General features: G+C 64.2%; 12 protein-coding genes. 7 read left to right on the top strand and 5 right to left on the bottom strand.

The genetic code is table 11. From position 1 onward, the window contains the following. The first annotated feature begins 91 nt into the window (after positions 1-91). The 3 genes from AC5Y30_RS01330 to AC5Y30_RS01320 all read left to right on the top strand — a co-directional run bounded on the left by AC5Y30_RS01330 (position 92) and on the right by AC5Y30_RS01320 (position 14,682). Entirely contained in the window at positions 92-12,538 is a 12,447-nt protein-coding gene (locus AC5Y30_RS01330) for a BTAD domain-containing putative transcriptional regulator (RefSeq protein WP_499915616.1), read from the top strand. Between the two features lie 45 nt (positions 12,539-12,583). Then, positions 12,584-13,708 carry a glycoside hydrolase 5 family protein gene (locus AC5Y30_RS01325; protein ID WP_499915614.1) on the top strand — a complete coding sequence of 375 codons (1,125 nt, stop codon included), beginning with the start codon at positions 12,584-12,586 and terminating at the stop codon, positions 13,706-13,708. A gap of 104 nt (positions 13,709-13,812) precedes the next feature. Further along, on the top strand, positions 13,813-14,682 hold the full coding sequence (locus tag AC5Y30_RS01320) for a DUF1206 domain-containing protein (protein WP_499915612.1): 870 nt from the start codon (positions 13,813-13,815) through the stop codon (positions 14,680-14,682). On the opposite strand, the gene AC5Y30_RS01315 is transcribed toward AC5Y30_RS01320, so the two are convergent. Beyond that, on the bottom strand, positions 14,667-17,237 hold the full coding sequence (locus tag AC5Y30_RS01315; RefSeq protein ID WP_499915609.1) for an excinuclease ABC subunit UvrA: 2,571 nt from the start codon (positions 17,235-17,237) through the stop codon (positions 14,667-14,669). The genes AC5Y30_RS01320 and AC5Y30_RS01315 overlap by 16 nt on opposite strands. A gap of 121 nt (positions 17,238-17,358) precedes the next feature. Here AC5Y30_RS01315 and AC5Y30_RS01310 point away from each other — a divergent pair, with 121 nt between their 5' ends. Further along, positions 17,359-18,519 (top strand): alpha/beta fold hydrolase, encoded by a 1,161-nt coding sequence (locus tag AC5Y30_RS01310; protein ID WP_499916709.1) that lies wholly within the window; start codon positions 17,359-17,361, stop codon positions 18,517-18,519. A 53-nt stretch (positions 18,520-18,572) separates the two neighbouring features. Here AC5Y30_RS01310 and AC5Y30_RS01305 read toward each other — a convergent pair whose 3' ends face one another. Both AC5Y30_RS01305 and AC5Y30_RS01300 read right to left on the bottom strand, forming a co-directional pair. After that, positions 18,573-19,703 (bottom strand): BTAD domain-containing putative transcriptional regulator, encoded by a 1,131-nt coding sequence (locus AC5Y30_RS01305; protein WP_499915607.1) that lies wholly within the window; start codon positions 19,701-19,703, stop codon positions 18,573-18,575. A gap of 27 nt (positions 19,704-19,730) precedes the next feature. Then, complete coding sequence (locus AC5Y30_RS01300) at positions 19,731-21,149, bottom strand: serine/threonine-protein kinase (RefSeq protein WP_499915605.1); 1,419 nt, start codon at positions 21,147-21,149, stop codon at positions 19,731-19,733. Positions 21,150-21,375: 226 nt separating this feature from the next. Between AC5Y30_RS01300 and AC5Y30_RS01295 the strand changes: the two genes are divergently transcribed. Continuing rightward, positions 21,376-22,626: a hypothetical protein gene (locus AC5Y30_RS01295; protein ID WP_499915603.1), complete on the top strand. Its 1,251-nt coding sequence runs from the start codon at positions 21,376-21,378 to the stop codon at positions 22,624-22,626. A 181-nt stretch (positions 22,627-22,807) separates the two neighbouring features. Continuing rightward, positions 22,808-22,987, top strand: coding sequence for a hypothetical protein (locus AC5Y30_RS01290; protein ID WP_499915601.1), 180 nt, complete (start codon positions 22,808-22,810; stop codon positions 22,985-22,987). 135 nt (positions 22,988-23,122) lie between these two features. Here AC5Y30_RS01290 and AC5Y30_RS01285 read toward each other — a convergent pair whose 3' ends face one another. Further along, positions 23,123-23,893: an alpha/beta fold hydrolase gene (locus tag AC5Y30_RS01285; protein WP_499915600.1), complete on the bottom strand. Its 771-nt coding sequence runs from the start codon at positions 23,891-23,893 to the stop codon at positions 23,123-23,125. A gap of 186 nt (positions 23,894-24,079) precedes the next feature. On the opposite strand from AC5Y30_RS01285, the gene cax reads away from it, so the two are divergent. Continuing rightward, positions 24,080-25,237 carry a calcium/proton exchanger gene (gene cax, locus AC5Y30_RS01280; RefSeq protein WP_499915598.1) on the top strand — a complete coding sequence of 386 codons (1,158 nt, stop codon included), beginning with the start codon at positions 24,080-24,082 and terminating at the stop codon, positions 25,235-25,237. 101 nt (positions 25,238-25,338) lie between these two features. Here the strand turns inward: cax and AC5Y30_RS01275 are convergent, their stop codons facing one another. Continuing rightward, complete coding sequence (locus tag AC5Y30_RS01275; protein WP_499915595.1) at positions 25,339-26,511, bottom strand: CaiB/BaiF CoA transferase family protein; 1,173 nt, start codon at positions 26,509-26,511, stop codon at positions 25,339-25,341. Positions 26,512-26,567: the final 56 nt, after the last annotated feature.

The following is a 26,567-nucleotide window of genomic DNA, read 5'->3' as shown; positions in this document are numbered from 1 at the left end:
TGCCGTTCACCGGCGGCAAACGCCTTTACTCGGCCTTGACCGTGTGTTGATTCCCCTCCGTGACTATCGGAACGTGAGTACGCTTCATGCGGTGGAACTGGGGGTTTTGGGACCTCTCCAGGTGCGGCGGGACGGCGCCCCGGTCGCAATCCCGGGCGCCAAACCCCGCGCGATCCTGACCATGCTCGGGCTCCACGGTTCTTCGATCGTGTCGGCCGAAACCCTGCTCGAGCTCCTGTGGGGCGACGATCCCCCGCGCACCGCCGCCAAGGCGCTCCAGACTCACATCTCGTCGCTGCGGCGCGCGCTGGATGACGGCTTCGTCTTGACCGCGGGAACCGGCTGGGTCCTCACACAATCCGATAGCGATGCTTCGCGCTACAAGCTGGCCACCAAGATGGGCCGTGACGCCGCAGCCGCCGGCGACAGCATCCAAGCGGTAGCCCGCTTCGACGAAGCGCTGACCCTCTGGCGCGGAATCCCCGAGCTGCCCGATACCCGCCGCGGAGTATCCGAGAAGACACGCTGGATAGAGGGCCACGCCGCGCTGGTCGAGGATCGCGCCGATGCCCTATTGGCGACCGGGCGGGCCGCGGAGATCATCGGCGAGCTCGAGGCGGCGGTGTCCGACGCGCCCCTCCGCGAAAGGCGTTGGGGCCAGCTGATGCTCGCCCTCTACCGCGCCGGCAGGCAGGGCGAAGCGCTGGCCGCTTACCAACGAGCACGCTCACTGCTGGCCGACGAGCTGGGCGTCGACCCGGGGCCGGAGCTTCGGCGGCTGGAAGCCGCGATCGTAGCGCAGGACGCATCGCTGGAAGTCCCGGTAGGACAACAGCTTACGACGGTGACACGCGCCGTGACCTTCCTGCTCACCGACATCGAGGGCTCGACCGCCGCCTGGGAGGCCGATGCCGAAGCCATGGCGCTCGCGCTCGCGCGCCACGACGAGCTTGCCGAACAAGTCGTCACATCCCGCGGCGGAAGGCTGATCAAGACCCGCGGCGAGGGCGACGCCACCTTCTCGGTCTTCGATCGGCCGTCGGCGGCGGCCACGGCAGCGCTGGAGCTACAGGATGCGATTGCTAAAGAACCATGGGCGCTGCGCGAACCCATGCGCATTCGCATCGCGCTGCATACCGGCGAGGTCGAGCTTCGCGACGGCGACTACTTCGGTCGGGCAGTCAACCGCGCTGCGCGCCTGCGTTCGCTGGCGGTGGGTGGCCAGATTCTCTGCTCCGGCGCGACCGCCGAACTCGTTATCGACTCACTGCCCGACGATGTCGTATTCGCCGACTTGGGAATGCGTCAGCTCAAAAACTTGGCACGCCCAGAGCACGTCTTCGAGCTTCGCTTGCAAACCACCGAGGACAGTTCTGCGGAACAGACGGCCGATGCACCCGTCGAGCGGCCCGGCCTTCCCGCGGTACTGATTGGTCCCGGTCCGTTTGTCGGGCGCAACGATGAACTCGAAAGCCTTGTGTCCGTTTGGGAGACCGCGCTCGAAGGCGGGATGCACGCGGTTCTGATCGCCGGCGAACCCGGCGTGGGTAAGACGCGTCTGGCGGGCGAGTGGTCGGGGCGGGCCTATCAGCAAGGCGCGGTTGTGCTTTACGGCCGCTGCGACGAGGATCTCGGGGCGCCGTACCAACCCTTCGCGGAGGCACTGCGTTCGCTCGTGCCGTGCATCGGCGCCACACGGCTGCGCGGATTGCGCGGTGTTGAAGCACTACTCGCATTGGTTCCCGGGCTTACCGATGTCCTACCTGATCTGACCGCGCCAACCGCCGCCGATCCGGACACCGAGCGCTACGCACTTTTCGACGCGGTCGTGGCGCTGCTGGCGGTCGCTTCCGCGAGCGCACCCGTCGTCGTTGTTCTCGACGACCTGCACTGGGCCGCCAAACCCACGCTGCTCTTGCTGCGTCATCTCCTGCGCTTCGGCGACCAGGCACGCGTACAGATCGTCGGGACGTACCGCAGCACCGACCTCGACCGCTCGCATCCGTTGGCGGCCATGCTCGCCGACCTTCATCGCAGCGCCGATTCCGGCACCGCTAATCGCCTGCAGCTCAGTGGTCTTGACGAGGGGGACGTGACCGCGTACGTCACCGAGGCCGGCTACGACGACGAAGAGCTCGCGCGGGCATTGGCGTCGGTCACCGGTGGCAACCCGTTCTTCCTCATCGAGGCGCTACGCCATGTCGATGAAAGTGGCGGGGTCTGGGATCCGACTACCTTGCCGCAAGGGGTCCGGGAAACCGTGAGCCGCCGACTCTCTCGGCTTTCGGCAGAGACCAACAAGGCACTTGCCGCGGCCGCCGTCGTCGGCAGCCGGTTCGCCGTGGACCTTGTGGAGCGGGTGGTCGAGCAGGATCTCGTTGACGCTTTCGACGAGGCCTGCAAGGCCGGCATCGTCATCGAGGAGCCCGGCGGTCGATACCGGTTCAACCATGCCATCGTGCGACGGTCGCTGCTCGCCGAGCTGGCGTCGGTGCGCCGCATGCGGTTGCACCAGCGCATCGCCGCGACGCTGGAGACCGAGCCCGGGGCCGACGACGAGCTGTTGGCCGAATTGGCGCACCACTACTTCGAATGCGCATGGGCGGGAAACGCGGCCAAGGCCGTCGAGTACTGCCGGCGCGCCGCCGACCAGGCGATGGCACGACTCGGCTACGAAGGTGCCGCGGAACTCTACGACAGGGCACTGCATGCACTCGAGGAGCTCGACGACGAACTACCCGACCGCAACGACCAGGCCGCGGAATTATTGGTCGCGCGCTGCGAGGCTCTGCTGGCCGCAGGCGATGTGACATCGGCGGCGGGGGCTGTCGCGCAATTACAGGCAGCGACAATCGATTCGGCCCGACTGGCTGCATGGGCGACGTGTTTCGACGGCGAGCTGTCGATGCTGATTCACCCAGAGCGATTGGACGAGGTCGAAGCCGCGCTAGGCGCGGCCGCGGAAAAGCTGGCCGGATTGGACGATGCCGCGGGAGAAGCCAAAGCGCACACCGTGCGCGCCGCGTGTCTGGCGCGGCTCGGGCGAATCGCCGATTGCGAAATCGCCCTGGACGAAGCTCTCACCGCGGCGCGCCGCGCGCGTGAACACCGGCGGGTCAACGCGGTGCTGGCGGGCGCTCCGCTCGCCGCATTGTGGGGTCCCAATCCTGTTCCGCGTGCAGGCGGTCGGTGTCTTGACGTGGTGCGGCTACTGCGGATAACAACCGATTCGCCTGCGGTCGAGGCGACCTCGACGCGATGCCAGGCGGTGTTGGAGGCCTTCCGTGGCCGCGGCGCCGCGGCACGACGGATGATCGACTCGGCCCGGCGCACCGTCACCGACCTCGGTCTGCGCCATGCGCTTTTAGAAGTCGAGCAGTTCGCCGGCATTGTCGAGTTGGTCGTCGACGATCCTGCTGCTGCCGAGCCCCCGCTGCGTAAGGCCTACAACGGTTTTCGCCGCATGGGCCTGGACGCCGACACCGCCGAGACGGCCGCCCTGCTCGGTCGCGCGTGTCTCCTGCTCGGCCGAGACGCCGAGGCCGCCGAGTTGTGCACGGAAAGTGAGCGTCTCGCCGGCCACGCGCTCAAGCCCTCGATCGCATGGCGCACCCTGCGGGCGCAGCTGCTCTCCCGCGGCAACAATCACGTTGAGGCACGCAAGATGGCCGAGGCCGCTGTCAGTCTGGCCGAGCGCACCGACGCGTTGGTCGACCACGGCGACGCATGTCTGGCGCTGGCAACGGTTTTGGCCGCCGCCGGTGACGTCTCGGCGGCGCGAGCCGCCGTCGAGCAAGCGGTGAGTCTGTGGGAACGAAAGGGAGCCGCCGCGCTTGTCGAAAAGGCGCGTCTCGTTCTCGGCCAGCGTGAGATGCCGACCGTTCCAGTGAGTCCGGCTCCGGCCGATGCTCCGGTTGTCCAGCTCGAGAATGCGTGCGTACGCGTGGGCCAACGCGTGATAGCTGCCCTTCATAGCGAGGCCTGGGACGTGGTCGAGGAGCTCTATGCACCCGACGGTCTCGTGGAGAGTCGCCGGAAGATCGTCGGCTTCAGGCAGAGCGACCTGCCCTCGGCCGATTGGGCGCATCAAAGCAGACGCGCTATCCAGACGGACGACCTACGGTTCAACCAAGTCGTTGTCGCCGTGCGAGGCGAGCGCCTGGCTTTAGCTCGATTGGTGATAAGCAGTGCCGACGTCAGTCCTGGGGCGCCGCGCGATGAAATTCTCCAGCTATACGGCCTCGATGAGGACGGGCGAATCGCGTTGCAGATGTGGTTCGATGTCGATGACATCGACGCCGCGATCGCCGAACTCGACGCCATCCACGCCCGATTCGAGCAGGAACAACCAAAGCGGCGGCTCGAGAACGGCGCTAGTCGAGCCGATGATCGGGCTATAGCGTGCTTCGCTAGTCGGTCCTGGGATGAGATGACAGCACTGTTCGCCGAAGATATCCGCATTGACGACCGCCGCCGAGGATTTCGCCAAACGAGCAACGACCGCGCAACAGAGGTCGCAAGTATCCGGGCGATCGCCGCCCTCGGCGCAACCAGTATCATTCCAACGCCCCTGGCTGTGCGAGGAGATCGCCTGTGCCTGAGCCGCTTACGGTTCGAGGGGCACGACGCTCGGCCGGAGGCAACCGGTGCCGACAGGGTGATCGTTGAGGCACTGTCAATTATTGAGGTCGACTGCGACGGAATCATACTTGCCAGGACCCATTTCGACCTCGACGACTTCGACGCCGCGATCGCAGAAATTGATGCGCGCTATCTCGCCGGCGAAGCGGCCGCGTACCGGCACACGTGGTCGACGATTACCGAGGCGTACGCCGCCATAAGCCGACACGAACTTCCACCGACGACGCCAGACTGGGTGAACATCGATCACCGGCAAGCAAGATCGTTCGCACCCGGCGAAATGATTTCATACATCCACGCCACCTGGGATGTAGCGCCGCAATCTCGCATCCATATTGAGACGGTGCATCGGCTGACTAGTCGCGGAGCAGTGGTAACTAATGCGATGATTGGCAGCTCGCAACACGGTTTTGATGCCGAGTGGCGCGAGGTTTTCCTCCTGATGGTCGAAGGCGACAGCATCGACCGGTGCGAGCTGTTCGATGATGCAGATCTCGACGTCGCGATTGCCAAGTTCGACGAACTCAGCCGACCGATGCCTAGGCTCGAAAACTCAGCAACCCGAACCTACGAGCGCATGTGGCAGTACTTCGAAGTCCGCGATTGGGCGGCGATTATCGCGATGGTGGCCGAGGATGAGTTGATTGATGATCGTCGTCGAGTGGTGAACGGCGGACTCCGACACGGTCGCGACGCTGGAGTCGGGGAAATGCGGGCGGCGGCCGACATCGGCTTCACCATAACGGTCGTAGATGTCAGGGCCATCCGCGGCGACCGTCTGGCTTTGGCGCGTGTTCGCGCTGCGGGACACGATCCCGCTGCGATCCAAAACGATGTCTTGCAAGTCGTCCAGATCGATTCGGACGAACGGATCGCGGTAGTGATCACATTCGACCTCGACGACTTCGAGGCCGCTGTCGAGGAGCTCGATGCACGCTACCTCGCGGGAGAAGCGGCACATTACTCGCGGACATGGTCTGCCATCTTGAGCGCATACGCGGCGATCAACCGACGCGAACTCCCTGTCACGACTGTCGATTTCGAGGACAAAGACCATCGGCGCGGGGCAGCTTCCGCGCCTGGCAACATGATCGCTTATCTCCATGCTGGGTGGGAGCTCGACCAAAACATTCATTTCTATGTCGAGGCCGTGCACAGGCTGAGTGATCTCGGAGCGGTCGTCACTCACAACGGACGTTGGACTTCGCGGGAGGGCTTTGAGGCTGAGTGGCGAGAGGTCATGCTTCTCACCATTGATGGCGACTCGTTCGACCGCTGCGAAGTATTCGATGAAGCAGATCTTGATGCCGCGAACACGAAATTCGATCAGCTCAGCCGGCCGACACCGCGATTGGAGAACGCGGCAACGCGTGTCTGGGAGCGCCTTTTCGCCTACATTGCGGCCGACGACTGGCAATCCGTGGCACAAATATCGGCCGAGAACGTCTGCGTCGACGATCGCCGTCGGGTGGTCAACGCCGGAATCTTGCATGGTCGAGATGCGAACATAAAAGATACTCAGGCGACCATTGGCGTCGGCTTTGCGATGACGGTTGTCGGCGCCCTGGCGGTCCGCGGTGAGCACCTCGCACTCATACGTGTTCGGGTGTCGGGCCACGACCCCGACGCGATTCAAAATGACGCCCTGAACATCGTCGAGACCGATACCGACAATCGGATCGCCGGGAGTGTCGTGTTCGACCTCGACGACTTCGAGGCAGCCGTCGCCGAACTCGATGCCCGGTACCTCGCCGGCGAAGGGGCCGCCCACGCGCCGACGTGGTCGGTGATCACCGGCGCCTTGGTTGCGCACAATCGGCGCGAAGTCGCCGCGGTTGCACCGGACGTGGTGAGTATCGACCACCGCCGAGTGGCATCATTTGCACCCGGCGAAGGTGTCGAGTACATCCGTGCCGGATGGGACCTCGACATAAACCTCAACGTCTACATCGAGACACCACACCGGGTGAACGACCTCGGCGCGGTTTTCACCTGGGCTGGATACGGAACCTCGCACGAGGGTTTCGCCGCCGAATGGCGCGGCGTCGAAATCATGACCGTCGATGGTGGGATGCTGAGCCGGGCTGAGGTATTCGACGAGGCGGACCTCGAAGCCGCACTCGCGAAGTTCGATCAACTCAGCCGATCGGCACCGCGCCTGGAAAACGCGGCAAGTCGAGCGTACGAGCGCTTCCGCAAGTACTTCGCCGCACGCGACTGGGCCGCCATGTCCGAGCTGCTGACCGACGATACGTCTGTCGACGACCACCGACGGGTCGTGAGCGCCGAGGTCAGACGCGGTCGAGACATCGAAATTGCGAACATGCGGGCCTTCGCCGACATTGGGGCCACGACGAGTACGGCGACGGTCATCGCGACCCGAGGCGAACGACTTGTCCTCTGCCGGACCTGTGTCTCGAGTGAAGACCAGCAATCCGGCGCATTCCACATCGAATTCCTCAACCTTGTAGAGATCACCGCCGACGAACGGATCGCAGCGCGCAGCGCGTTCGACCTCGACGACTTCGAATCCGCCGTCGGCGAACTCGAAACCCGCTACCTCGCAGGCGAAGCGACCGCGCACGCGGACACATGGTCGGTCATAGCAGGTATCTATGCCGCGTTTAATCGGCGCGAACTCCCTGCGACAGACTGGATCACCGTAGACCGCCGGCGAGGCACACCGTTCGCGTCCAGCACCATGCTCGCGTCTATCCGTGCCATCTGGGACGTAACCCCAGAGCTTCACATTCACGTCGAAGCGGTGCATCAGCTCAGCAAGCTCGGAGCCGTCATCACCCATGTGCAGCATGGCACTTCATCACGAGGCTTTGACGCCGAATGGCGACAGATCCAACTTTTAACTGTCGAAGGCGACCGCATCGACCGTTGCGAAATCTTCGACGAGGCTGACCTTGACGCGGCGCTCGCCCGCTTTGAGGAGTTGCATCCGCATCTTCCTCGCCTGCATAACGCGGCAAGCCAAGTGCTTGAGCGGGTCTTCACGAACTTCGCTGCCCGCGACTGGATTGCCCTGGCGGAGCTGGTGGCCGACGACATCTGTTCAGAGGATCGCCGTCCAGTGGTGAACGCCGGCATCCGTCACGGTCGAGATGCCGAAATCGCGGACATGCGGGCGATCGCGGACGTCGGGGTTGAGTTCATCACGGCTACGGCGGTAGCAACACGTGGTGAGCAGCTGGCCCTTTCTCATGTCCTTCTTCCGGTTGAAGACCAAGGGCCAGAGTCGTTCCGCAACGAGGCGCTCTGTTTGGTCGAAATCAACGCCGACAACCGGGTCGCCGCCCGCATCTTGTTCGACCTCGATGACATGGACGCCGCCTTCAAGGAGCTCGACGCGCGCTACCTCGCCGGTGAAGCCGCACCGTGCGCACAGACGTGGTCGATCATCACGCAGTGGTTCACCGGGCTCATCCGGCGTGAAGTACCGCCGACGACACCGGACTGGGTGGCCGTCGATCATCGGCGGCTCCCCACTTTCGAGGGCAGTGATCTGCCCGCAGCTTTGAACGCCGTTTGGGAGGTCACGCCAGACTTCGGCATCTACGTCGAGGCTGTGCATCGGCTATCCAATGACGGAGCCGTGGTCACCTTGAGGGCGCATGGGACCTCGCCAGAAGGGTTCACCGTCGAGTGGCGGATGAACGAGATCATGACTGTCGAAGGCGACCGATGGAAGCGCTGTGAAATATTCGATGAAGCAGCCCTCGATGCCGCGCTCACCCGCTTCGAGGAACTGCAACCGCATGCACCGCGCGACATCGCGCTCGCGAGGTTCGACGAACTTCACCCGCAGGCGCGGCGGCTCGAAAACACGGCAAGCCAAGTGTTCGAAAGCTGTTTGACGCATTGGGTCGCCCGCGACTGGGACGCCTTGTCGGAGGTGCTCGCCGAGGACATTTTCAACGACGATCGCCGTCGAGTGGTAAACGCGGGGGCACGACACGGTCGAGATGCCACGATCGCAGGCATGCGGGCGTCAGCCGACTTTGGGCTTTCGTCAGTCACATCAACGGTTATCGCGACACGTGGCGAGCACCTTGCCCTCAGTCGTGATTGCTTCTCTATCCGCGACGAGCAGTCCGAGGCGGTTGTTGCCGAGGTGCTCGGGATCGTTGAGATCGACGCCCGTGGGCGGATCGCGGCACGCATCGCATTGGAGCTCGACGACTTCGACGCGGCGTTCGCTGAGCTGGAAGCCCGCTACGTCGCCGGCGAGGCGGCACCATACGCGAAGACGTGGTCGGTGATTACGGGTATCCAGGCCGCGGTCAATCGGCACGAACTTCCCGCCATGACATCCAATCCCGGTTACGTCGATCATCGCCCGCTCGTATCGATCGAAGGGGCCGATCTGGCCGCATCTATTCGTGCAGTTTTCGACCTCTTTTCGGACTACCGCGTCTACGTCGAGGCGGTGCATCGGCTGGATGAATTCGGAGGCGTCTACACCCAGGCGCACAAGGGAACGTCGAACGACGGCGTTGACGCCGAGTTCCGAATGATCGAAGTTCAGATAGTCGAAGGTGGTTTGCTCAGCCGCGCTGAAGTCTTCGACGAGGCAGACCTCGATCTGGCGCTTGCACGCTTTGAGGAATTGCACCCGCCGACGACGCGTTTGGAAAACGCGGCAAGCCGAACCTACGCGCGCATGTGGAAGCACTTCATGGCTCGCAATTGGACCGCAGTGGCCGAGACAATAGCCCACGACATCGTCGACGAGGACGGACGTCGTCTCGTCGGCCATGGGATCCGCCGCGGCCGCGACGCCGAGCTGGAAAATCTGCGCGTGACTGCCGAACTCGGGATCACGGATGTCACGCCGACTGTCATCGCTACCCGCGGGGAGCGTCTCGCGCTGCATCGTGTCCAGTTATCCGACCCCGACCAGCAGCCTGGGGCGTTCTTCAACCCGGTACTCCGCGTGGTCGGGACCGACGCCGACGAGCGCATTGTGATTGCGGTGCTATTCGATAATGACGACATTGACGCCGCCTTCGATGAACTCGACACGCGCTACGTCGCCGGCGAAGCGTCCGCCCACGCGCACACGTGGTCGATCATCGCAGGGGCGTATACCAGCATGAGCCGACACGAACTCCCTGCTATGACACCGGATTCGGTGCTCGTCGATCATCGACCGGCGCAGAGAATCGAGGCGGCCGATTTGGCCACACTGGCTCGCTCCGCGTGGGACCTCACGCCGAACATCAGGTCCTGCATCGATGCGGTGCATCGCCTAAGCGAACACGGAGCGGTCGTCACCCACACGCTAGAAGGAACCACACCTGAGGGCTTTGACGCAGAGTGGCGGATGATTGAAGTTCTTACGCTCGACGACGACCGAATCAACCGTTACGAAATCTTTGGCGAGGCAGATCTTGACGCCGCGCTCGCCCGATTTGATGAGCTCCACCCGCGAGCACCACGGCTCCAAAACGCAGCGAGCCAAGTGGTCGAGCGCTTTGAACGGTCCTACGCTGCCCGCGACTGGGAAGCCATGGCCGAAACGATGGTTGACGACGTACTCGACGACGATCGTCGAGTAGTGACCAACGCCGGTGTCCGGCGCGGTCGCCATGCCGAAATCGCGAACATGCAAGCCGTCGCCGATATCGGCGCCGCGAAAATTTCGTCGACCGTCATCGCCACCCGCGGAAAGCGCCTCGTCCTACGCTTAGTCCACCCGCGCAACGACGCTCGACCCGAGGCCTTCCAGTTCCATGACGTCCTACAGGTCGTCGAGATCGACGACACTGAGCGGATCTCGGTGGTCGTCACGTTCGACCTCGATGACATCGATGCCGCCTTCGATGAACTCGACGCTCGCTACGTCGCCGGTGAAGCGTCCACCCACGCACAAACGTGGACGGCTATGACGCAGGTCCAAGCCGCCTACAATCGACACGAAGTCCCTCCGGCGACGAAGGACATAGTGAACCTTGATCATCGCCGGATTAGAGCGTTCGCTCCTGGCGACGCGGTCCCCTACATACGCGCCACCTATGACGTCGCCCCAAACGTCAAGGGTCATCTCGAAGCCGTGCACCGGCTTAGCAGCCTCGGGGCGGTCGTCACAGAGGTAGTCACTGGGACCTCACGTGAGGGCTTCGATTTCGAGTTGCGCGAGATTGCCCTTTTTGCTTTCGACGGCGACATGGTCTGTCGGTTCGAGATGTTCGACGAGGCAGATCTTGATGCCGCCCTCGCCCGTTTCGACGAGCTGAGCCCGGAAACGCGTCGTCCACAGAACGCGGCGAGTCGGGCGAATGCCCGCTTCTTCGCCCACACGCGGGCGCGCAATTGGGCTGCGGCGGCCGAGATACTGGCCGTCGATAGCGTCGTAGGCGATCGCCGCCGCGTCGTGAACATCGGTGTCTGGGAAGGGCGCGATGTCGTAATCGCAAATATCCGAGCTCTAGCCGATGCCTTAACAGACGTAACGTCGACCGCCATTGCGATTCGCGGAGAGCGCCTCGCCCTGACCCGTATCTCTGCACCGAACCCCAACGAAGAGGAGGGAGATTTCCGCGTTGAAATGCTTAGCGTCGTCGAGCTCGACACCGACGAGCGGATCGCGACGCACGTCATGTTCGACCCCGACAACATCGACGCCGCCATCGACGAGCTCGACGCTCGCTACCTCGCTGGTGAAGCCGCCACCCACGCCGCCACGTGGTCGCTCGTCAAGCAGTCATACGACGCGCTCAACCAACGCGAAATACCCGCAACGACACCGAACTTGGTGAACTTGGATCACCGGCGGTTATTGGCATTTGCGCCCGGTGACGCGTTCGCCTACATCGGCGCCGCCTGGGACCTAACGCCGGACCTTGCCTTCCAAGTCGAAGCCGTTCATCGGTTGAGCAACATAGGAGCGGTCGTCATCCACAGGGCGCGGGGCAGCTCACACGAAGGCTTCGATGCCGACTGGCGAAACGTAAGCATTTTCACGTTCGAAGGCGACAAGATCAGCCGCTTTGAGATCTTCGACGATGCAGATCTCCATGCCGCGCTTGCGAAGTTCGACGAGCTCGGTCGGCCAGTGCCGATTGACAACGCTGCATCCCGGACTTGGGCACGGTTGGCCGAAATGTTCAACCGCCGCGATATGGAGGGTTACCTTGCCCTAGGCGCTACTGACATACGGTATGAAGACCGCCGAATAGGCCTCCGCGATGATTTCGAGGGCGCGGCCCAACAGCGAAAGTCCGTGCAGGCGTTGTTCCAGACCGCGCCTGACAATGTGCAGATGACGGCGGAGCCGCTTGCCATCAGGGGATCTCGCCTAATGTTGGCACGCGTCTGTTACCGCGACACCGATTATGGGGATCTACCAACCGCCGTCGAGATGTTGCAGATAGTGGAAGTAGGCCACGACGGCCTAATTGACTACAGCGTGAGCTTCGATCCTGACGACATCGACGCCGCCTTCCAAGAACTGGAAGCGCGCTACCTCGCCGGGGAAGCTGCGGACCACGCTCACACATGGTCGGTGATCGCGCGAACATATGCCGGGTTCAACCGGCACGAACTTCCTGCCACAACGCCCGACTGGGTCATGCTCGACCGTCGATCACTCGTAACGAGCGAAACGGTTGATTTGGGCGCATCTCTTCGCGCCGTGTGGGACCTCATTCCGAGCATCAGCATCTACATCGAGACCGTGCACCGGCTGAGCGAACGCGGGGCCGTCGTCACCCAAACAGTCAGAGGAATTTCGGATGAGGGTTTCGACGCCGAATGGCGGATGATCGACATCTACACGGTCGAAGGTGACCTTCTCAGCCGCTCCGAAGTCTTCGACGAGCAAGACCTCGACACCGCGATCGCAAGGTTCGACGAGCTCGACCAGCCGCCGCTGACACAGACTTAAGCAGTTTTCACAACAGCGCCGAAACGGATCTCCTATCGTCACTACGTGAGGCGTCGAACGGTGCTGAAGATACCGCTGCTAGTCGCGGCGGGCACTACGCTCACCCCGACGCCGCGCGCCGCCGCAGTCCAAACTCCATGGTCGTCGGACCGGGCCAATCGCTGGTACCAGGCGCAGGGATGGCTCGTCGGCGCCAACTACATCACCTCGAACGCCATCAACCAGCTCGAGATGTTTCAGTCCGACACCTTCGACCCCCGGCGCATCGATATCGAGCTCGGCTGGGCCCAGACACATGGGCTCAACGCTGCGCGAGTCTTCCTCCACGATCAGCTGTGGGCGCAGGACGCGCGAGGCTTCCAAAAACGTCTGGCGGAGTTTGTGGCCATAGCGGCCCGCCACAGGATCAAACCACTGTTTGTCTTCTTCGACTCGTGTTGGGATCCGTTCCCGAAAGCCGGACCGCAGCGCGCACCCAAACCAGGAATTCACAACTCCGGCTGGGTACAAAGCCCTGGCGCGGAGCGGCTCGATGACCTCGACTACCGTCGCACCCTGCGAGACTATGTCACGGGCGTCTTGAACCAATTCCGCACTGATGAGCGTGTTTTGGGATGGGACCTATGGAACGAGCCCGACAATCCCGCCCGTGTGTACCGAAAGGTAGAGCGAACAGACAAGCTGGACCGCGTGGCCGACATGCTCTCGCTGGTGTTCGGGTGGGCACGTTCGGTTGATCCGAGTCAACCATTGACCAGTGCCGTGTGGGACGGAGTGTGGGGAGATCCTTCGAGGCGAAGCGAAATCGCAAACATTCAACTGAACAACTCCGACGTGATCACCTTCCACTCTTACGACAAACCGGCGGGCTTCGAGGACCGGATCGCCGAACTGTCCCCGATGGGACGCCCCATCCTTTGCACCGAGTACCTCGCTCGGACAGCGGGCAGCACCGTGGACGGCGTTCTGCCAGTCGCCAAGCGGCACAACGTCGGTGCGATCAACTGGGGGCTGGTGGCCGGTAAGACCCAAACCTACTTTCCGTGGGACTCCTGGGACCACCCGTACACGGCGGTTCCGCAGCTCTGGTTTCAGGACTTGATTCAACCCGACGGGCGACCCTACCAAGACTCTGAGTTTCAAACGATTGGCAATCTGACCAAGCTGTGACGACGGGGCCTGGAAGCTTAAGGACCAGCGCGCGCGTGGCTCAGCAGGAAAAGGGGTAGTCGCCACTCGGCGCATCACTGGCATCCAAAGATAAGGACACGCTGATGAGCGGCGCGAATGAAGCCCGGAATGAGCTGCCGGGGAGCGCCAGCGACAAGGGCGGGGGGATCAATCCCACTGATGTCGTGCGACGCGCTACATCTGAGCGGGCCCCACAGATTGCGGCGCGCGTCGGGTATGTCATCAGTGGGCTGATGCACCTGTTGATCGCTTACCTCGTCGTCCGCGTTGCGCTAGGAGGCAAGGCCGATGCTGATCAGACCGGTGCCTTGAGAACTATCGCCGACACCACTGGCGGTTTCATCGCGCTGTGGGCAGTCGCGGTAGCGCTGGTTCCCCTGACGCTATGGCGGCTTGCGGAGACCGTTGTCGGCCTCCACCCGGCCGAACGTCGGCGTGATCCCCGAGATTTTCGACCGATCAACCGGCTCAAGGCCTTTGGCCTCGCCATTGTGTATACGGCGGTCGCAGTCACCGCGATGCAGTTCGCACTGGGGAGGCGCAAATCGAGCGCAGTGCAAAACGCCGGGCTCAGCGCGCGGTTGATGCAGTCTGCGCAGGGCAAAGTGGTCCTCGTCGCGGTCGGCCTGGTGATCGTCATAATCGGTGGTTACTTCGCCTGGAAGGGAGCATCACGGCGGTTCTGCAATGATCTCACCGTTTCGCCGGGGCGCGCGATCACCGCGTTAGGCTTTTGTGGGTACGTCGCCGAAGGCACGGTGTTGGCCGGGGCCGGCCTCCTGGTCGTCGTCGCCTCCATCCGCGCCGACCCATCGAAGGCGACGGGTCTGGACGGCGCGGTGAAGACGTTACGTGAGGCCCCGTTCGGCACAGGGCTGATCCTTCTGGCAGGATGCGGATTTGCCGCCTACGGCCTGTACAGCTTCGCCCTGAGCCGCTATTCGCGGATGTGACTCGGACTCACCGAGTCTCGAACAGCACCAACCGCTTTCGCCAGATAGGGCGCCGTACGACTGTATTTCGCACGCGCCACCTTCTTCGGCGGCCCCACCGCAACGACCCGACCGCCGTCGCTGCCGGCTCCCGGTCCCAGGTCGATCACCCAGTCCGCACCGGCGACCATCCGCATGTCGTGTTCGGCCACCACGACGGTATTGCCCGCATCGACCAGGCGGTGCAGTTGACGATCGAGCAGGTCCACATCGGCAGGGTGCAGCCCGGTGGTCGGCTCGTCGAGGACGTAGAGGGTGTGCCCTCGCCGGGGCCGCTGCAGTTCGGAGGCGAGCTTGATTCGCTGCGCCTCGCCACCCGACAGCTCGGTCGCGGGTTGTCCCAGACGGAGATACCCCAGCCCGACCTCTTGCAACGTCGTCAGGCTCCGCGCTGCGTTGGCGACGTCGGCAAAAAATTCCGAAGCCTCGTCGACGGTCATCGCGAGCACGTCGGCGATCGTACGGTCGCGGTAGCGCACCTCGAGCGTCTCGTCGGAGTAACGCGCTCCGTGACAGGCCGGGCAGGTTGCGTATGTGCCTGGCAGGAACAACAATTCGACCGAGACAAACCCCTCCCCCTGACAGGTCGGGCAGCGGCCCTCGGCCACATTGAAGGAAAACCTGCCCGCTGTCCAACCGCGGCGACGCGCCTTTGGAGTCGCGGCGAATTCGCGGCGGACGGCGTCGAACAAGCCGGTGTAGGTCGCCAGCGTCGACCGCGGGGTGCGTCCGATCGGGCGCTGGTCGACCGATACCAACCGGTTGATATTTTCGGTCCCCTCGGCCGTCACTCCGACGCTCGCGTCGTGATCGAGATCGATGATCCCGTTGTCCGTTTCGTCGTCATCGGATTCGGTCGGCTCCACAACCCGTCCCGTGCCGAGATGGCTTTTCACGACATCGCCGAGGACCTTGACGACGAGCGTCGACTTGCCCGAACCGGACACTCCGGTGACCGCGGTGTACACACCGAGCGGTAGGTCCACGTCGAGGTCTGTCAAATTGTGGAAGCAGATCCCGCGCAGCCGCAGCTGCCCCGACTGGGTGCGGGCTTCGCGCGACTGCGGCCTGGCCCCGTCGAATAGGTACCGGCGGGTGACCGACCCTTCGACGTCGGCCAGACCCGGCACCGGCCCGCTGTAGAGCACGCCGCCGCCAAGCTCCCCCGCCCCGGGCCCGACGTCGACGATCCAGTCGGCACGGCGCACCACGTCCATCTCGTGCTCCACCACGAAGAGCGAATTGCCCGCGCGCCGAAGGCGATCGAGCACCTCGAGTAGCGGTTCGGCGTCGGCGGGGTGCAGTCCGGCCGACGGCTCGTCGAGCACATAAAGCACGCCGAACAGGCCGGCACGCAGCTGAGTGGCCAGCCGCAACCGCTGCAGTTCGCCGGGCGACACCGTCGGAGTGCGGCGACTAAGAGTGAGATAACCGAGGCCAAGATCGATGAGTACCTGCAGGCGTGCGACCAGGTCGGCGGCGATCATGGTCGCCACTTCTGTCAGCTCACCGGATTGCGTTGACTCGTAAGCGGCGGCGGCATCGGTCCGAGAAGCCGTCGGGCGCAACGCGTCAGCAAGCTCGGCCAGCGGCATCGCCGTGTAGTCGGCGATGGTGCGGCCGGCGAAAGTCACCCTCAGCGCCTCGGGCCGCAGCCCGGAACCGTCGCATACGGGGCACTCGACGCTGTCGACGAATTGCAGTACGCGACGACGCATCATCGCGCTATGCGAGTTGGCCAAGGTGTGGCGGACGTGGCGTTCGGCGCTGGAGAACGTGCCGTTGTAGTAATAGTCGGCCTGCACGGGATGCTGGCTGGGATCGATCTCGACCGTTGGCTGCTCATCGGTGAACAGGATCCAATTGCGTTGCCGCTTAGGCAGTTTCCGCCATGGCTTGTCGATGTCGTAGCCCAGCGTGACGAGGATGTCGCGGAGGTTCTGGCCCTGCCAAGCGCCCGGCCATGCGGCCACCGCACCTTCACGAATGGTCAGCGAGGGGTCCGGCACCAGTGTCTCTTCGGTCACCCGATGAATCCGTCCCAGCCCATGGCATTCCGGGCACGCACCGACCGCGGTGTTCGGCGAGAACGCATCGGAGTCCAGTCGTTCCGTGGCGCCTCGGGGATAGGTCCCGGCGCGGGAGAACAGCATCCTCAGCAGGTTGGACAAGGTGGTCACGGTGCCGACCGTCGACCGCGACGTCGCCGAACCACGGCGCTGCTGCAGCGCTACCGCGGGCGGGAGACCGGTGATGTCGTCTACCTTTGGCGCGCCGGTCGGCAACAGCAGGCGACGGGCGTACGGAGCGACCGATTCGAAGTAACGGCGCTGCGCCTCGGCATAGATGGTCCCGAAGGCCAACGACGATTTGCCGGAACCGGAGATCCCGGTGAACGCGACCAGCGCGTCACGCGGCGCTACCACGTCGACACCCCGCAGATTGTGGACCCGCGCCCCGTAAACGCGCACGCAAGGGTCGATGTCGTCCGTGCTTCGATGGGACATTTGCGTCATCTTGTTCAGCCGAGTACCCCTGCCGCGGCGCCCGCAAGCGCGAGGCGTGCTGGTCGACACCGGGACCGACGCCTCGAGACGCCGTTTCAACGCCCGGCCGGCCGGGAACTCCGCCGTGGCCATGACGCAGACATCATCAAGCCGCATCCGCCTGAGTCATCACGTCGTGGAACTCGATGACGGGCGCCGGATCGGGCTTTCAGTCGGCGGCCGCGGAGTGCCGTTGCTGTTCATGCACGGACTTCTGCTGAGTCGTAAGGCATATCTACGGATGCTCAGCCGCATCGCCGGTATGGGATTTCTGGTCGTCGCCGTCGATGCCGCCGGGCACGGCGACACCGGGCGACTGCCCGGCGACGCCTGCGGCTTCAGCGATCGCGCCGATTCGGTATTACGGACGTTGGACGCGCTCGGCATCGGGCAAGCAGTGTTCGTCGGCCATTCGATGGGTGGGCGAATGACAATCCAGCTGGCCGCGCGGGCGCCCGAGCGGGTACTCGCCGCCGTGCTGTTCGACCCGGCGGCCGGCGGGCGGTTCGACACGACCATCCCGGAACTGGTGAAGTCGCCCACGAAGGCGTTGGGTGCGGCCTACACCGCCGTTCGCGACACGCTGGGCGACCCGACGCAGCTCTCGGCCGCGGAGCAGCTCGGGTACTTTCGCGTGCTTGCGGCGGTAGCGGTGCCGAACCTGCGTTATCCCATTGGAGCCGTCCGGACGATCAAGGCCATCATCGAGTCGGGTGATTACACGCCGATGCTGCACACCATGCGCGACGAGGGGATGCCCACGATGGTTGTCCACGCCGAAAAAGACATGATTGTGCCTTTCCCGCACGCTCGCGACATCGCCAACGAGGCCGACGCCACGCTATACCGGGTGCCCGACGCGTACCACTCGTGGATGATTGCCAATCCGCGGCAGGGCGCCGACGCGTTTCGTCAACTGCTGGACGGCGAACTCGGCGAGGTGCTGCGCAACGCGGCCGATGCGATGGGAATCGCGGACGTCGATGACCACGAGGCCTGGGAGCGCGAACTGCTGGATCCCGATGCGCTGGTGTTGGAGTTCATCCACGGTCGGGAGCGAGTTGAGATCGGGGCGGGCGAGCTCGACCATGTCGAACTCGAACTGGTGCGCCGTACCGAGCGTTCGCAGGAGCGGCTGTCGTGGGCTCGACGCACGTATCGCAGGTGGGCGGCCAAACACCTGCATCAGGCACGATCGCTGATCCGGCAGAACACCCGGATTGAGCCGGACCGCCGCGAGAAGCTGCCCTGACTTTGGCGGGCAGTACCGGCGCAACGGATGGCCACGAAAATTGCGATAGTCGACTACCGCGCGATCTCGAAGGTGAATCCGTGGCCGCAGATGCAGATCTGGTCGCCATCGGCCAGCGTCGCGCTGGCGCGAATCCGCTGCTCCCCGACGTCGACACCGTTGGCTGACCGGAGATCGGTAAGCACGAAAGTATTTCCGGTGTCGACAATCACCGCGTGGTAGCGACTGACGGTGTCATCGTCGAGAACGATGTCATTCTCGGGGAGGCGGCCGATCCTGGTTACTGTTCCTCGCAGCGGATAACGTCTTCCTTCGGTGTCGCGCAGGTGTGCGACGTCGGAGTCGTGCGCAGGCTCGGCGGAGCGCCGACGAGTCACCGCAGCGCGTTTGGCTGTTGCGCGCGCAGCCTGTTCGACGTTTAGCGGCTCTTGGCGAAGGATCCGTTGATGAAGACGCTGCAATGTGGGGCCGGGGTCAATGCCCAAATCGTCTGCGAGCGCAGCCTTGAGCCGCGCGTAGGTATCAAGCGCGTCGTATTGGCGTTCCGTCAGATAGTAGGCGGTGATCAGTTGCGCCCACAGCGGCTCTCGGTATGGATGCTCGGTCGCCAGGGATTCGAGCTCACCGATAATCGAACGGGCTCGACCGCAAGCCATTTCGGCCTCCGCCCGCGCGGTGAGTGCCACCAACTTGTCCTCCATCAGAGCGGCGTCGAAGGCGTCCACGAACGGGAAGTCACGCAGATCCTCGAGCACCGGTCCGCGCCATTCGGCCAGCGCGGCCGACAAGTGACCACTGGCCTGTTCGAACCGTCCGGCGGCCGCCGCCTCAATTCCTGCTTTGCTTTCGGTCGTGAAACGGCCTAAATCGCAATCCTTTTCGGCCACGCTAAGCCGATAGCCCGGCTGGATGCTGGCCAGGATCGCGGCGGGGTCGGCGCCCGCACCGCTGATCAATCGGCGGATCCTGGACACATGCGCATGCAGGCTCGCTCGTGCTTCGGGCGGCGGGCCTTGTTGCCACGCAGCCTCGATCAACGAATCAACCGCAACGGTGCGGTTGCGGTTGATCAACAGCAAGGCCAGCACCGCTCGCTGTTTCGCCGCGCCCAACGGTAGGTCGGTACCGTCGGCGCTCATCTGTAACGGCCCCAAGAGCCCAAACCGCAACGCGCTGAGCGTCATAGCGATCGCAATCCGTTCGCCATTCCCTCACCACAGGTACACACGCGCGCTGCTCCCGCCGACGCAGGTGATCCAGCTGTCCCCCGGTTGCTGCTGGCAGTGCATGAGAAAGTTGGAGCCGTTGCACAGCGCACCGGACACCGTTGTGCAGTCGACGGCACCCGGCGCCGAGACGGCCCGGGGTAGCGGGCTGGCGTTGCCGTATTCCGCCCAGTAGGTGGTCAAAACGCTGTTGGCGAAAAGGCATGAGGTTTCGGGGGTCCCGCGGCCGGCGTGGGTGCCGAAACCCGTGGCATTCTGCAACGAAAAGCCCTGATCGCAGGACTGGTGCAGGGCGCTCAGGTCGGGGCCGGTCACCAGCGGAGGCAGCGAAGCACGCGCGGGGGTCTCCCGCTGGGCGCTCGGCCCGTTGGTGAACAGGCCGATGTCCAAACCGATGCCGGCCAGCACCAGAGCCGCCGATATCGCGATCACGCTCGGCAGCACCCACCGGCGCCTGCCTTGGCTGCGAGGCTCCGCGGCAGTGCGGCCCGATCGGGCTCCCGCGGCGAGCGGCCGGGTGCCGTCGAAGTAATTCCATGCTTCATCCGGTGCCGCTGTGGGACCGGTGGTTTCGCCACCGCTCCCCAACGCGCGTTGGGCCGCACGGGCGAGGGCGCCCGCCGATCCGTACCGGTCGTCGGGATGTTTGGCCATGCCGCGGGCGACGACGTCGTCGAGCGCGGCGGGAATTCGCGGATTGGTCGCGCTGGGTCGCGGGGGTGGCAGAGCTAGGTGGGCGGCGACCACATGCTCGAGGCTGTCTCCGGCAAACGGGGCGTCTGCGGTGAGCGACTCGTACAACACGCACGCCAGCGAGTAGACGTCGACCGCGGGTGTGGCCACTTCGTTGCGAAATCGTTCGGGCGCCATGTAATTCAACGTGCCGATCTGAGTTCCCACCGTCGTCAGCCGAGGATCGCCTCGGCCCTCGGCTATTCCGAAGTCGACGAGATATACAAAGTCGGCGGCGGTGACGATGATGTTCTGCGGCTTGATGTCTCGATGGATCAATCCCTCGCCGTGTGCGGCATCCAGTGCGGCGGCGACCTGACTGATGATGGCCACCGCGCGTGCGGGCGTCAGCGGACCGTTCGCGATCAATTCCTGAAGGGTCTGCCCCTGCACCAGCCGCATTTCGATGTACAGACTGCCGTCGATCTCGCCCCAGTCGTGGATCGGAATGACATGTGGTTCCTGCAGAATTGCCGCCGCCTGCGACTCCCGCTGAAATCGTGTGCGAAACGTGGGGTTGGTTGAAAGCTCGTCGGCCAGGATCTTCACCGCAACGGTTCGCTGTTTGCCCGTGTCAAAGGCCTCATAGACCGCCCCGCCCCCGCCCTTGCCGAGCAGGCGCGTGAGGTTGTACTTACCGAACGTCATACCGACGCGCGAGTCCACCACCATCCCCTTGATTGCTTCGGGTACCGACGCAGTATCTCGCTCACGGCCCGCCCACGCACCCGTTTGCTGAGGAAGCCGTCGGATGCGGGTCGCCCGGCCGGCACAAGCCCGGCGCAAGAAACACGCAAGGCATGCGGCGCAGCCTCTACGTGACCGGGCAACGCAGCCCCCAGCACATAGCCAGCCACGCCGGAGCCCAGGTCCGGCCATGTTTTTCGAAGGACACGAAATGCTCAACCCAACGCATCGCGCACACCCGGGAGACCGCGACCTTCGTAACGTCAGTCCGCGCACGGGTTTCCGGCGACGGATTGGGCTGGCGACGCTCCCGCTGGCCATTGCTACGTTCGCGGCGGCAATCGCCCCGCCGCCGACCGCACACACCGAGCCCGATAGCCCGCCAGCGATGGCGGCCCACGGCGTCGAGGCTCCGCTGACGACCGTTTCCTGGTCGCAAGTTGGCCCGGGTTGGATGCTCGCGGTGTGGAGCCCGGTTCCGGGCTTGCATCCCGGTGAAGCGCCTCCCCCCGGGTCACCAACCTGGGAGACGGCCACCACGACGCTGTACCTCGTCGATCCTGCGGGTGGCCGTTACCCGATCACCACCTTCCCGCCGCCGGGCCAGGGTTCGCGTTCGAGGTTGGTCGACTGGTCGGGCGACGGGACACGCGCCCTGGTCCTCAGCGAGCAGAAGGGCCACAACACCGTCACAGAGGTCGACCTGCGCAGCGGCGAGAGAACAACGTTCGCCATCGACGGTAGCCACGCGTCCCCTCGCTACACACGCCCGGACGGCAAGGCGATCCTGCTGGACAGGTCGGACCTGTCGGGGCCTGCATCGCTCGAACGCGTCGACCTCGCGGGTAACCACCAGCTGACGTACCCGCTGGGCCAAGACGTTGACGGGTACCTCTCGACCCCCGATGGCACGCAGCTGGTGCTGGGCACACACTCCGGCCTGGCTTTGATGGGCAACGACGGGGTTGCCGGCAACACCCTGCCGATCGCGGGGCAGAAGGACTGCAGGCCTGTGCGCTGGTGGGACACCGGTGTTGCCCTCGCCCATTGCGGTACCTCCACCGGGTCGCAGCTGTGGTTGGTGCCTATCGACGGCGGGACACCGACGGCTCTGACCGCGCCCAACGACGGGCACGGGCCCGACTACGGTGACCTGAACGCGTGGCGGCTCCCGGCGGGGACGTTCCTGCAGGCCACGGGGGCGTGCGGCGTCGTGTTCGTCGCCAAGCTCAACGACGACGGCACAACGTCGCAGGTCTCGGTGCCCGGCGTGAAGAGCCGCAGCGTCGTGGTGGTCGGCGTCAACGGGGGCGACCTCGACCTTCAAGCCAGGGCCGGGTGTGGAGGCGGCCAGTCACTTATCGACTACAACCCCTCGGCCGGAACCTCGACGGTGCTGCTCGGCGAGACCGTCAACGGCGGTGGCGTCGTCAGCGCGGTGCCCTACCCGGGGCAGCGGTAGGAAGTTCTGAAATGAGACAACCGGCTCGCCTAATCGCCCTAACCGCGGGATCGGGATTGCCGCGGCGGGATGTGCCAGCGGCGACCCCGGCGCGCCGACCGCCGCGACGCCTATAAGCACTACGCAACCGTCCCATCCCAGAAGCTATGCGCCCCAAATTGTTCTGCCGTTCGGAAAGTTGATGAATCACCCTGCCGGCGTAACGATGGAAGTCGCTGACAACGTGCACGTTGCTCTCGCTCCAATCGTGTTGCCGTTCAACAACATCAAGGATCCTGCCAGTGCGGCCGTCGACGGCAAGGGCAACGTGTACCTGAACGACGGCCTGCACTTTCGGATTCTCAAGCTGTCGGTCCAGTGATGACGACGGCGTCTCGAAACGGACGGATCGCGATCGCGGCGGTGCCCAATCGTGACTGCGGCGGTGGTCAGTTGTCGCACAACAGATCCCGTCGACGGCTTCAGGCCAGGCGAATGCTCAAGGCAACCTCGATGGCTACGCCTTTGCGGCGCACGTGACGGCGAGGATGGTGCTCGCGACCAGCTCGGGATCATCGACCGTCGGAGTGTGCCCGAGGCCGGGCAAGATGGTGAAAGTCGCGCGGGGCAGGCAGTCGCGGACGATGGGTTCGCACAGCTCGAGTGGAAGAATCCTGTCGTTTTCGGCCCAGGCGATGGTGATTGGGCACGGCAGGGGGTCCATCGGTGCGACCTTCTCGTCAGCGTTGTTGAAGATGTCGTCAGTGATGGTGCATGCAAAGGACGCTTCGTTGATTTCGATGGTTCGCTCGTAGCTGAGTCGATCTCCGTGCAGCGTCAAATCGGTCAATGAGCGTCGGCGCATACCCGGCGATTTCATCAGAAGCCGGTTAAGGGGACCCATCAAGCGGCCCATCGCTATCTGCCGTCGCACCCTCTTCGCGACCTGGGCCCGCAGATCGTCTGACCACAATCCACCCGGTGAAAATGCACAGACGGATGCGGCCCGGCCACGGCGCGCCAATTCGAGCGCCGTGAAGCCACCCATCGAGTGGCCCGCTAAATGTGGGCGGTCCAATCCGTGTTTGTCGAGATAGCGTTCTGACTCATCGATCACGTCCCAGATCGTGACGGGTCGCCGCTGCACAACCGGCCCGCCGCGATGACCGAGGGCTGACGGTGTGTATACGTCGTGGTGGGTGGACAGCAGCGGCGCAATGTCCCGCCATTGATCGCCAGACCAGGTTCCGCCATGCAGGAGTACAAGAGGCGGCAGCTCGACGGACACCACCGAAGTTTGGCACCGCTTCCGCTCTTCGAACAGTCTGTTTGGTCGAAAACCCCGCAGAAGACGCGCCGGGGGCCTTCGGCGAAACAGGGCGGGGGTAAGTCGAGGTCGCCGCAGCGGCACCAGCGCGGTTTCGGCGCGAACCATTCGGTGTGGAAAACTTCAGCGCGATCAGAGGAGAGGCGCGTGACGACCACCCATCCCGAACGGCTACCGCTGCTGACCCGGCGCGACCGCATCATGATCACCATCACCGTGATCGCGTCCATGGCAGCCGGGGTTCTCAACTTCACCCACGCGAATTCATTGCTGACGTTCGCGATCTCCGCACTGGCGTTGGCCACACTGGCATCTCTGGTCGGCCGTTCGGTGGAGGCGGTCGGAGACCGGCTCGGGCCCAACGCCACTGGGATACTGCAGACGGCGCTGGGAAACCTGCCCGAGTTGTTCGTCATCCTGTTCGCACTCAAGGCAGGCCTTTCCGGCGTGGTGAAGGCCACCATCGTCGGCTCGATTCTGTCCAACGCCCTGCTGGTGCTCGGGCTGGCATTCGTGGCCGGCGGCATCAAGCACGGCCGCCAGCGCTTCGCCGCCGACGACGGACGCACCCTCGGACTGATGTTCACCCTCGCGGTGTTCATCTTGGCCGTCCCCTCGCTGACCGCTGCGATACACACCCCGGCGCAACACCACGAACGGGCGGTGTCGGTCGTCGTCTCCATCGTCATGCTCGCGCTGTTCGCACTCTCGCTGCCCGCCACGCTCGGAAAGCGGGCCGCCGATTCGGCGCTGCAAGCTGGTGATAAACCCTCGAGAGCGACCTCTCCCATTGTGGCCAGCCCCGATTCGGCCGAAGCTGCCAGCGTCGCGACGGCACACGGCGAGTGGCCGTTGGCGATGGCCATCGGCATGCTGGCCGTCGCCGGTATCGGTGCGGCCTTTGTATCGGAATGGTTCGTCGCCGCCCTAGAGCCAGCGATGCATGCCGCGGGCATCAACGAGGTGTTCGCCGGTCTGGTGATCGTGGCCATTGCCGGCAACGCGGTGGAGAATTTCGTCGGCATTCAGCTGGCGGCCAAGAACCAGATGGACTACGCGGTTCAGGTGGTACTCCAGTCGCCGGTCCAGATCGCACTCACCATCGCCCCGATCGTCTGCCTGGCGGCGGTATGGCTCGGCCAGCCCGGTTTCGATCTGGTGTTCTCGCCACTGCTGTTGGCGTCGATGGTCATGTCGGCGCTGGTCGCGGTGCTGGTGACCTTCGACGGCGAGTCGACCTGGTTTGAGGGAGCAGTGCTCGTCGCGCTCTACGTGGCGATCGCCACGTCGTTCTGGTGGGGATGAGCGGCTCCAACGGTCGCCACAGACGCCGAAACGCCTTGGAATGAACCGGCGCCCACCGAACCTCCTCATATATGAACCGTGAGCGAGGGAGGCGCCGGTGTTCAGATTGCACCCGACGAACGAAGGCGCTCCATTTCGGCCGCGTCGTAGCCCGCCAGGGCGCTGAGTAACTCTTCCGTATGCTGCCCAACGCGCGGCGCTGCTGGCGGTGCAAATCGTTCGTCGGGTTTTGTCTTGATGCAGGTGCCAATCAATTGCTGCGACGTCCCGTCCGGCTGAGCCTGCTCGTAGACGAGTCGGCGAGCCTTCGCGTGGTCGTCGTCGAACAGGTCTGCTCCCAAAAACGCTGGCGCACCAGCGATATCGGTCGCGATAAAAAAGTCGGTCCATTCCCTGCGCGTGCGGCTCGCAAAAATTGCCGTTAACTCCTCGCGCAGCCGGGCCTCTGCTTCGACATCCTCCCCCGGCTTCCGGCGCCCCGGTTCATAGAGATCCATCCTCTCGAGTGACTCGCAGAACCTCAGCCAGAACTTGTCCTCCAGCGCGTTGAACACCACGTAGTTGCGGTCGTTCGTTTCGTAGTACTGGTAACGAAGCGAAGCGCGGATTCCCTCACCGTAGGTGGGTTGACCGTTCGCCAGCGCTGTGAGGTGTTGAAAGTTCCAGTTGATCGCAGCATCGACCTGCGCTACTTCGACGTACTGCGGCTTGCCATCGCGCCCGGCGGCGTGCAGCGCGGCGAGTACGCCCATCGCTGCATACAGCGGTCCCGCCAGAACGCCTGTCGTCCCTGTCGCCGCCCCCGAAAGGCGTGGCGTTCCATCCGCATCGATGATCGGCGGGCTTAAGCCGGCGAAACAGTCGAAGGAAAGCCCGTGTGTGGCTAATCGGGTGTAGGGCCCATAGCTGCCCATGCCGTTGAGCACGCAGTACACAACTGTCGGGTTGACTGCGGCGATGTCGTCGTAGCTGAAACCGAGCCGGTGCGCGGTTCCGTAGCGTAGTCCGTCGATCACCACCGCCGATGTCGCGGCCAGGCGGCGAAACGCGTGTTGACCCTCAGGCGTTTTCAGGTTTATCGCCACACTCTTTTTGCCGCGATTCCAGTGCGAGTCCTGCAGTTCGCCGCCGGAAACCGCCGCACCGCGGAAACCGCCGCCGCCAGGCGGCTCCACCTTGATCACCTCTGCGCCCAGGTCAGCCAGATGCCCGCCCAGCGCATCCGCCGAGAACAGTGACACTTCGAGGACGCGGACATCCTTCAGCAGTTCCATACGCGACCTTTCCAGCCCGGAGTCCCTACGCGGACCCACGCCGCGTCGTCGAAGGC

Source organism: Mycobacterium sp. NGS27 (genome assembly GCF_059813005.1).
The sequence above is the reverse complement of the archived record's forward strand: the minus strand, read 5'-3'. Positions and strand labels throughout refer to the sequence as shown.

Excerpts from the sequence above, each read along its gene's own strand:
- AC5Y30_RS01320 (WP_499915612.1), top strand. The coding sequence starts at position 13,813 with ATGAGCGGCGCGAATGAAGCCCGGAATGAGCTGCCGGGGAGCGCCAGC.
- AC5Y30_RS01315 (WP_499915609.1), bottom strand. The coding sequence starts at position 17,237 with ATGACGCAAATGTCCCATCGAAGCACGGACGACATCGACCCTTGCGTG.
- AC5Y30_RS01310 (WP_499916709.1), top strand. The coding sequence starts at position 17,359 with ATGACGCAGACATCATCAAGCCGCATCCGCCTGAGTCATCACGTCGTG.
- AC5Y30_RS01305 (WP_499915607.1), bottom strand. The coding sequence starts at position 19,703 with ATGACGCTCAGCGCGTTGCGGTTTGGGCTCTTGGGGCCGTTACAGATG.
- AC5Y30_RS01300 (WP_499915605.1), bottom strand. The coding sequence starts at position 21,149 with ATGGTGGTGGACTCGCGCGTCGGTATGACGTTCGGTAAGTACAACCTC.
- AC5Y30_RS01295 (WP_499915603.1), top strand. The coding sequence starts at position 21,376 with ATGCTCAACCCAACGCATCGCGCACACCCGGGAGACCGCGACCTTCGT.
- AC5Y30_RS01290 (WP_499915601.1), top strand. The coding sequence starts at position 22,808 with ATGAATCACCCTGCCGGCGTAACGATGGAAGTCGCTGACAACGTGCAC.
- AC5Y30_RS01275 (WP_499915595.1), bottom strand. The coding sequence starts at position 26,511 with ATGGAACTGCTGAAGGATGTCCGCGTCCTCGAAGTGTCACTGTTCTCG.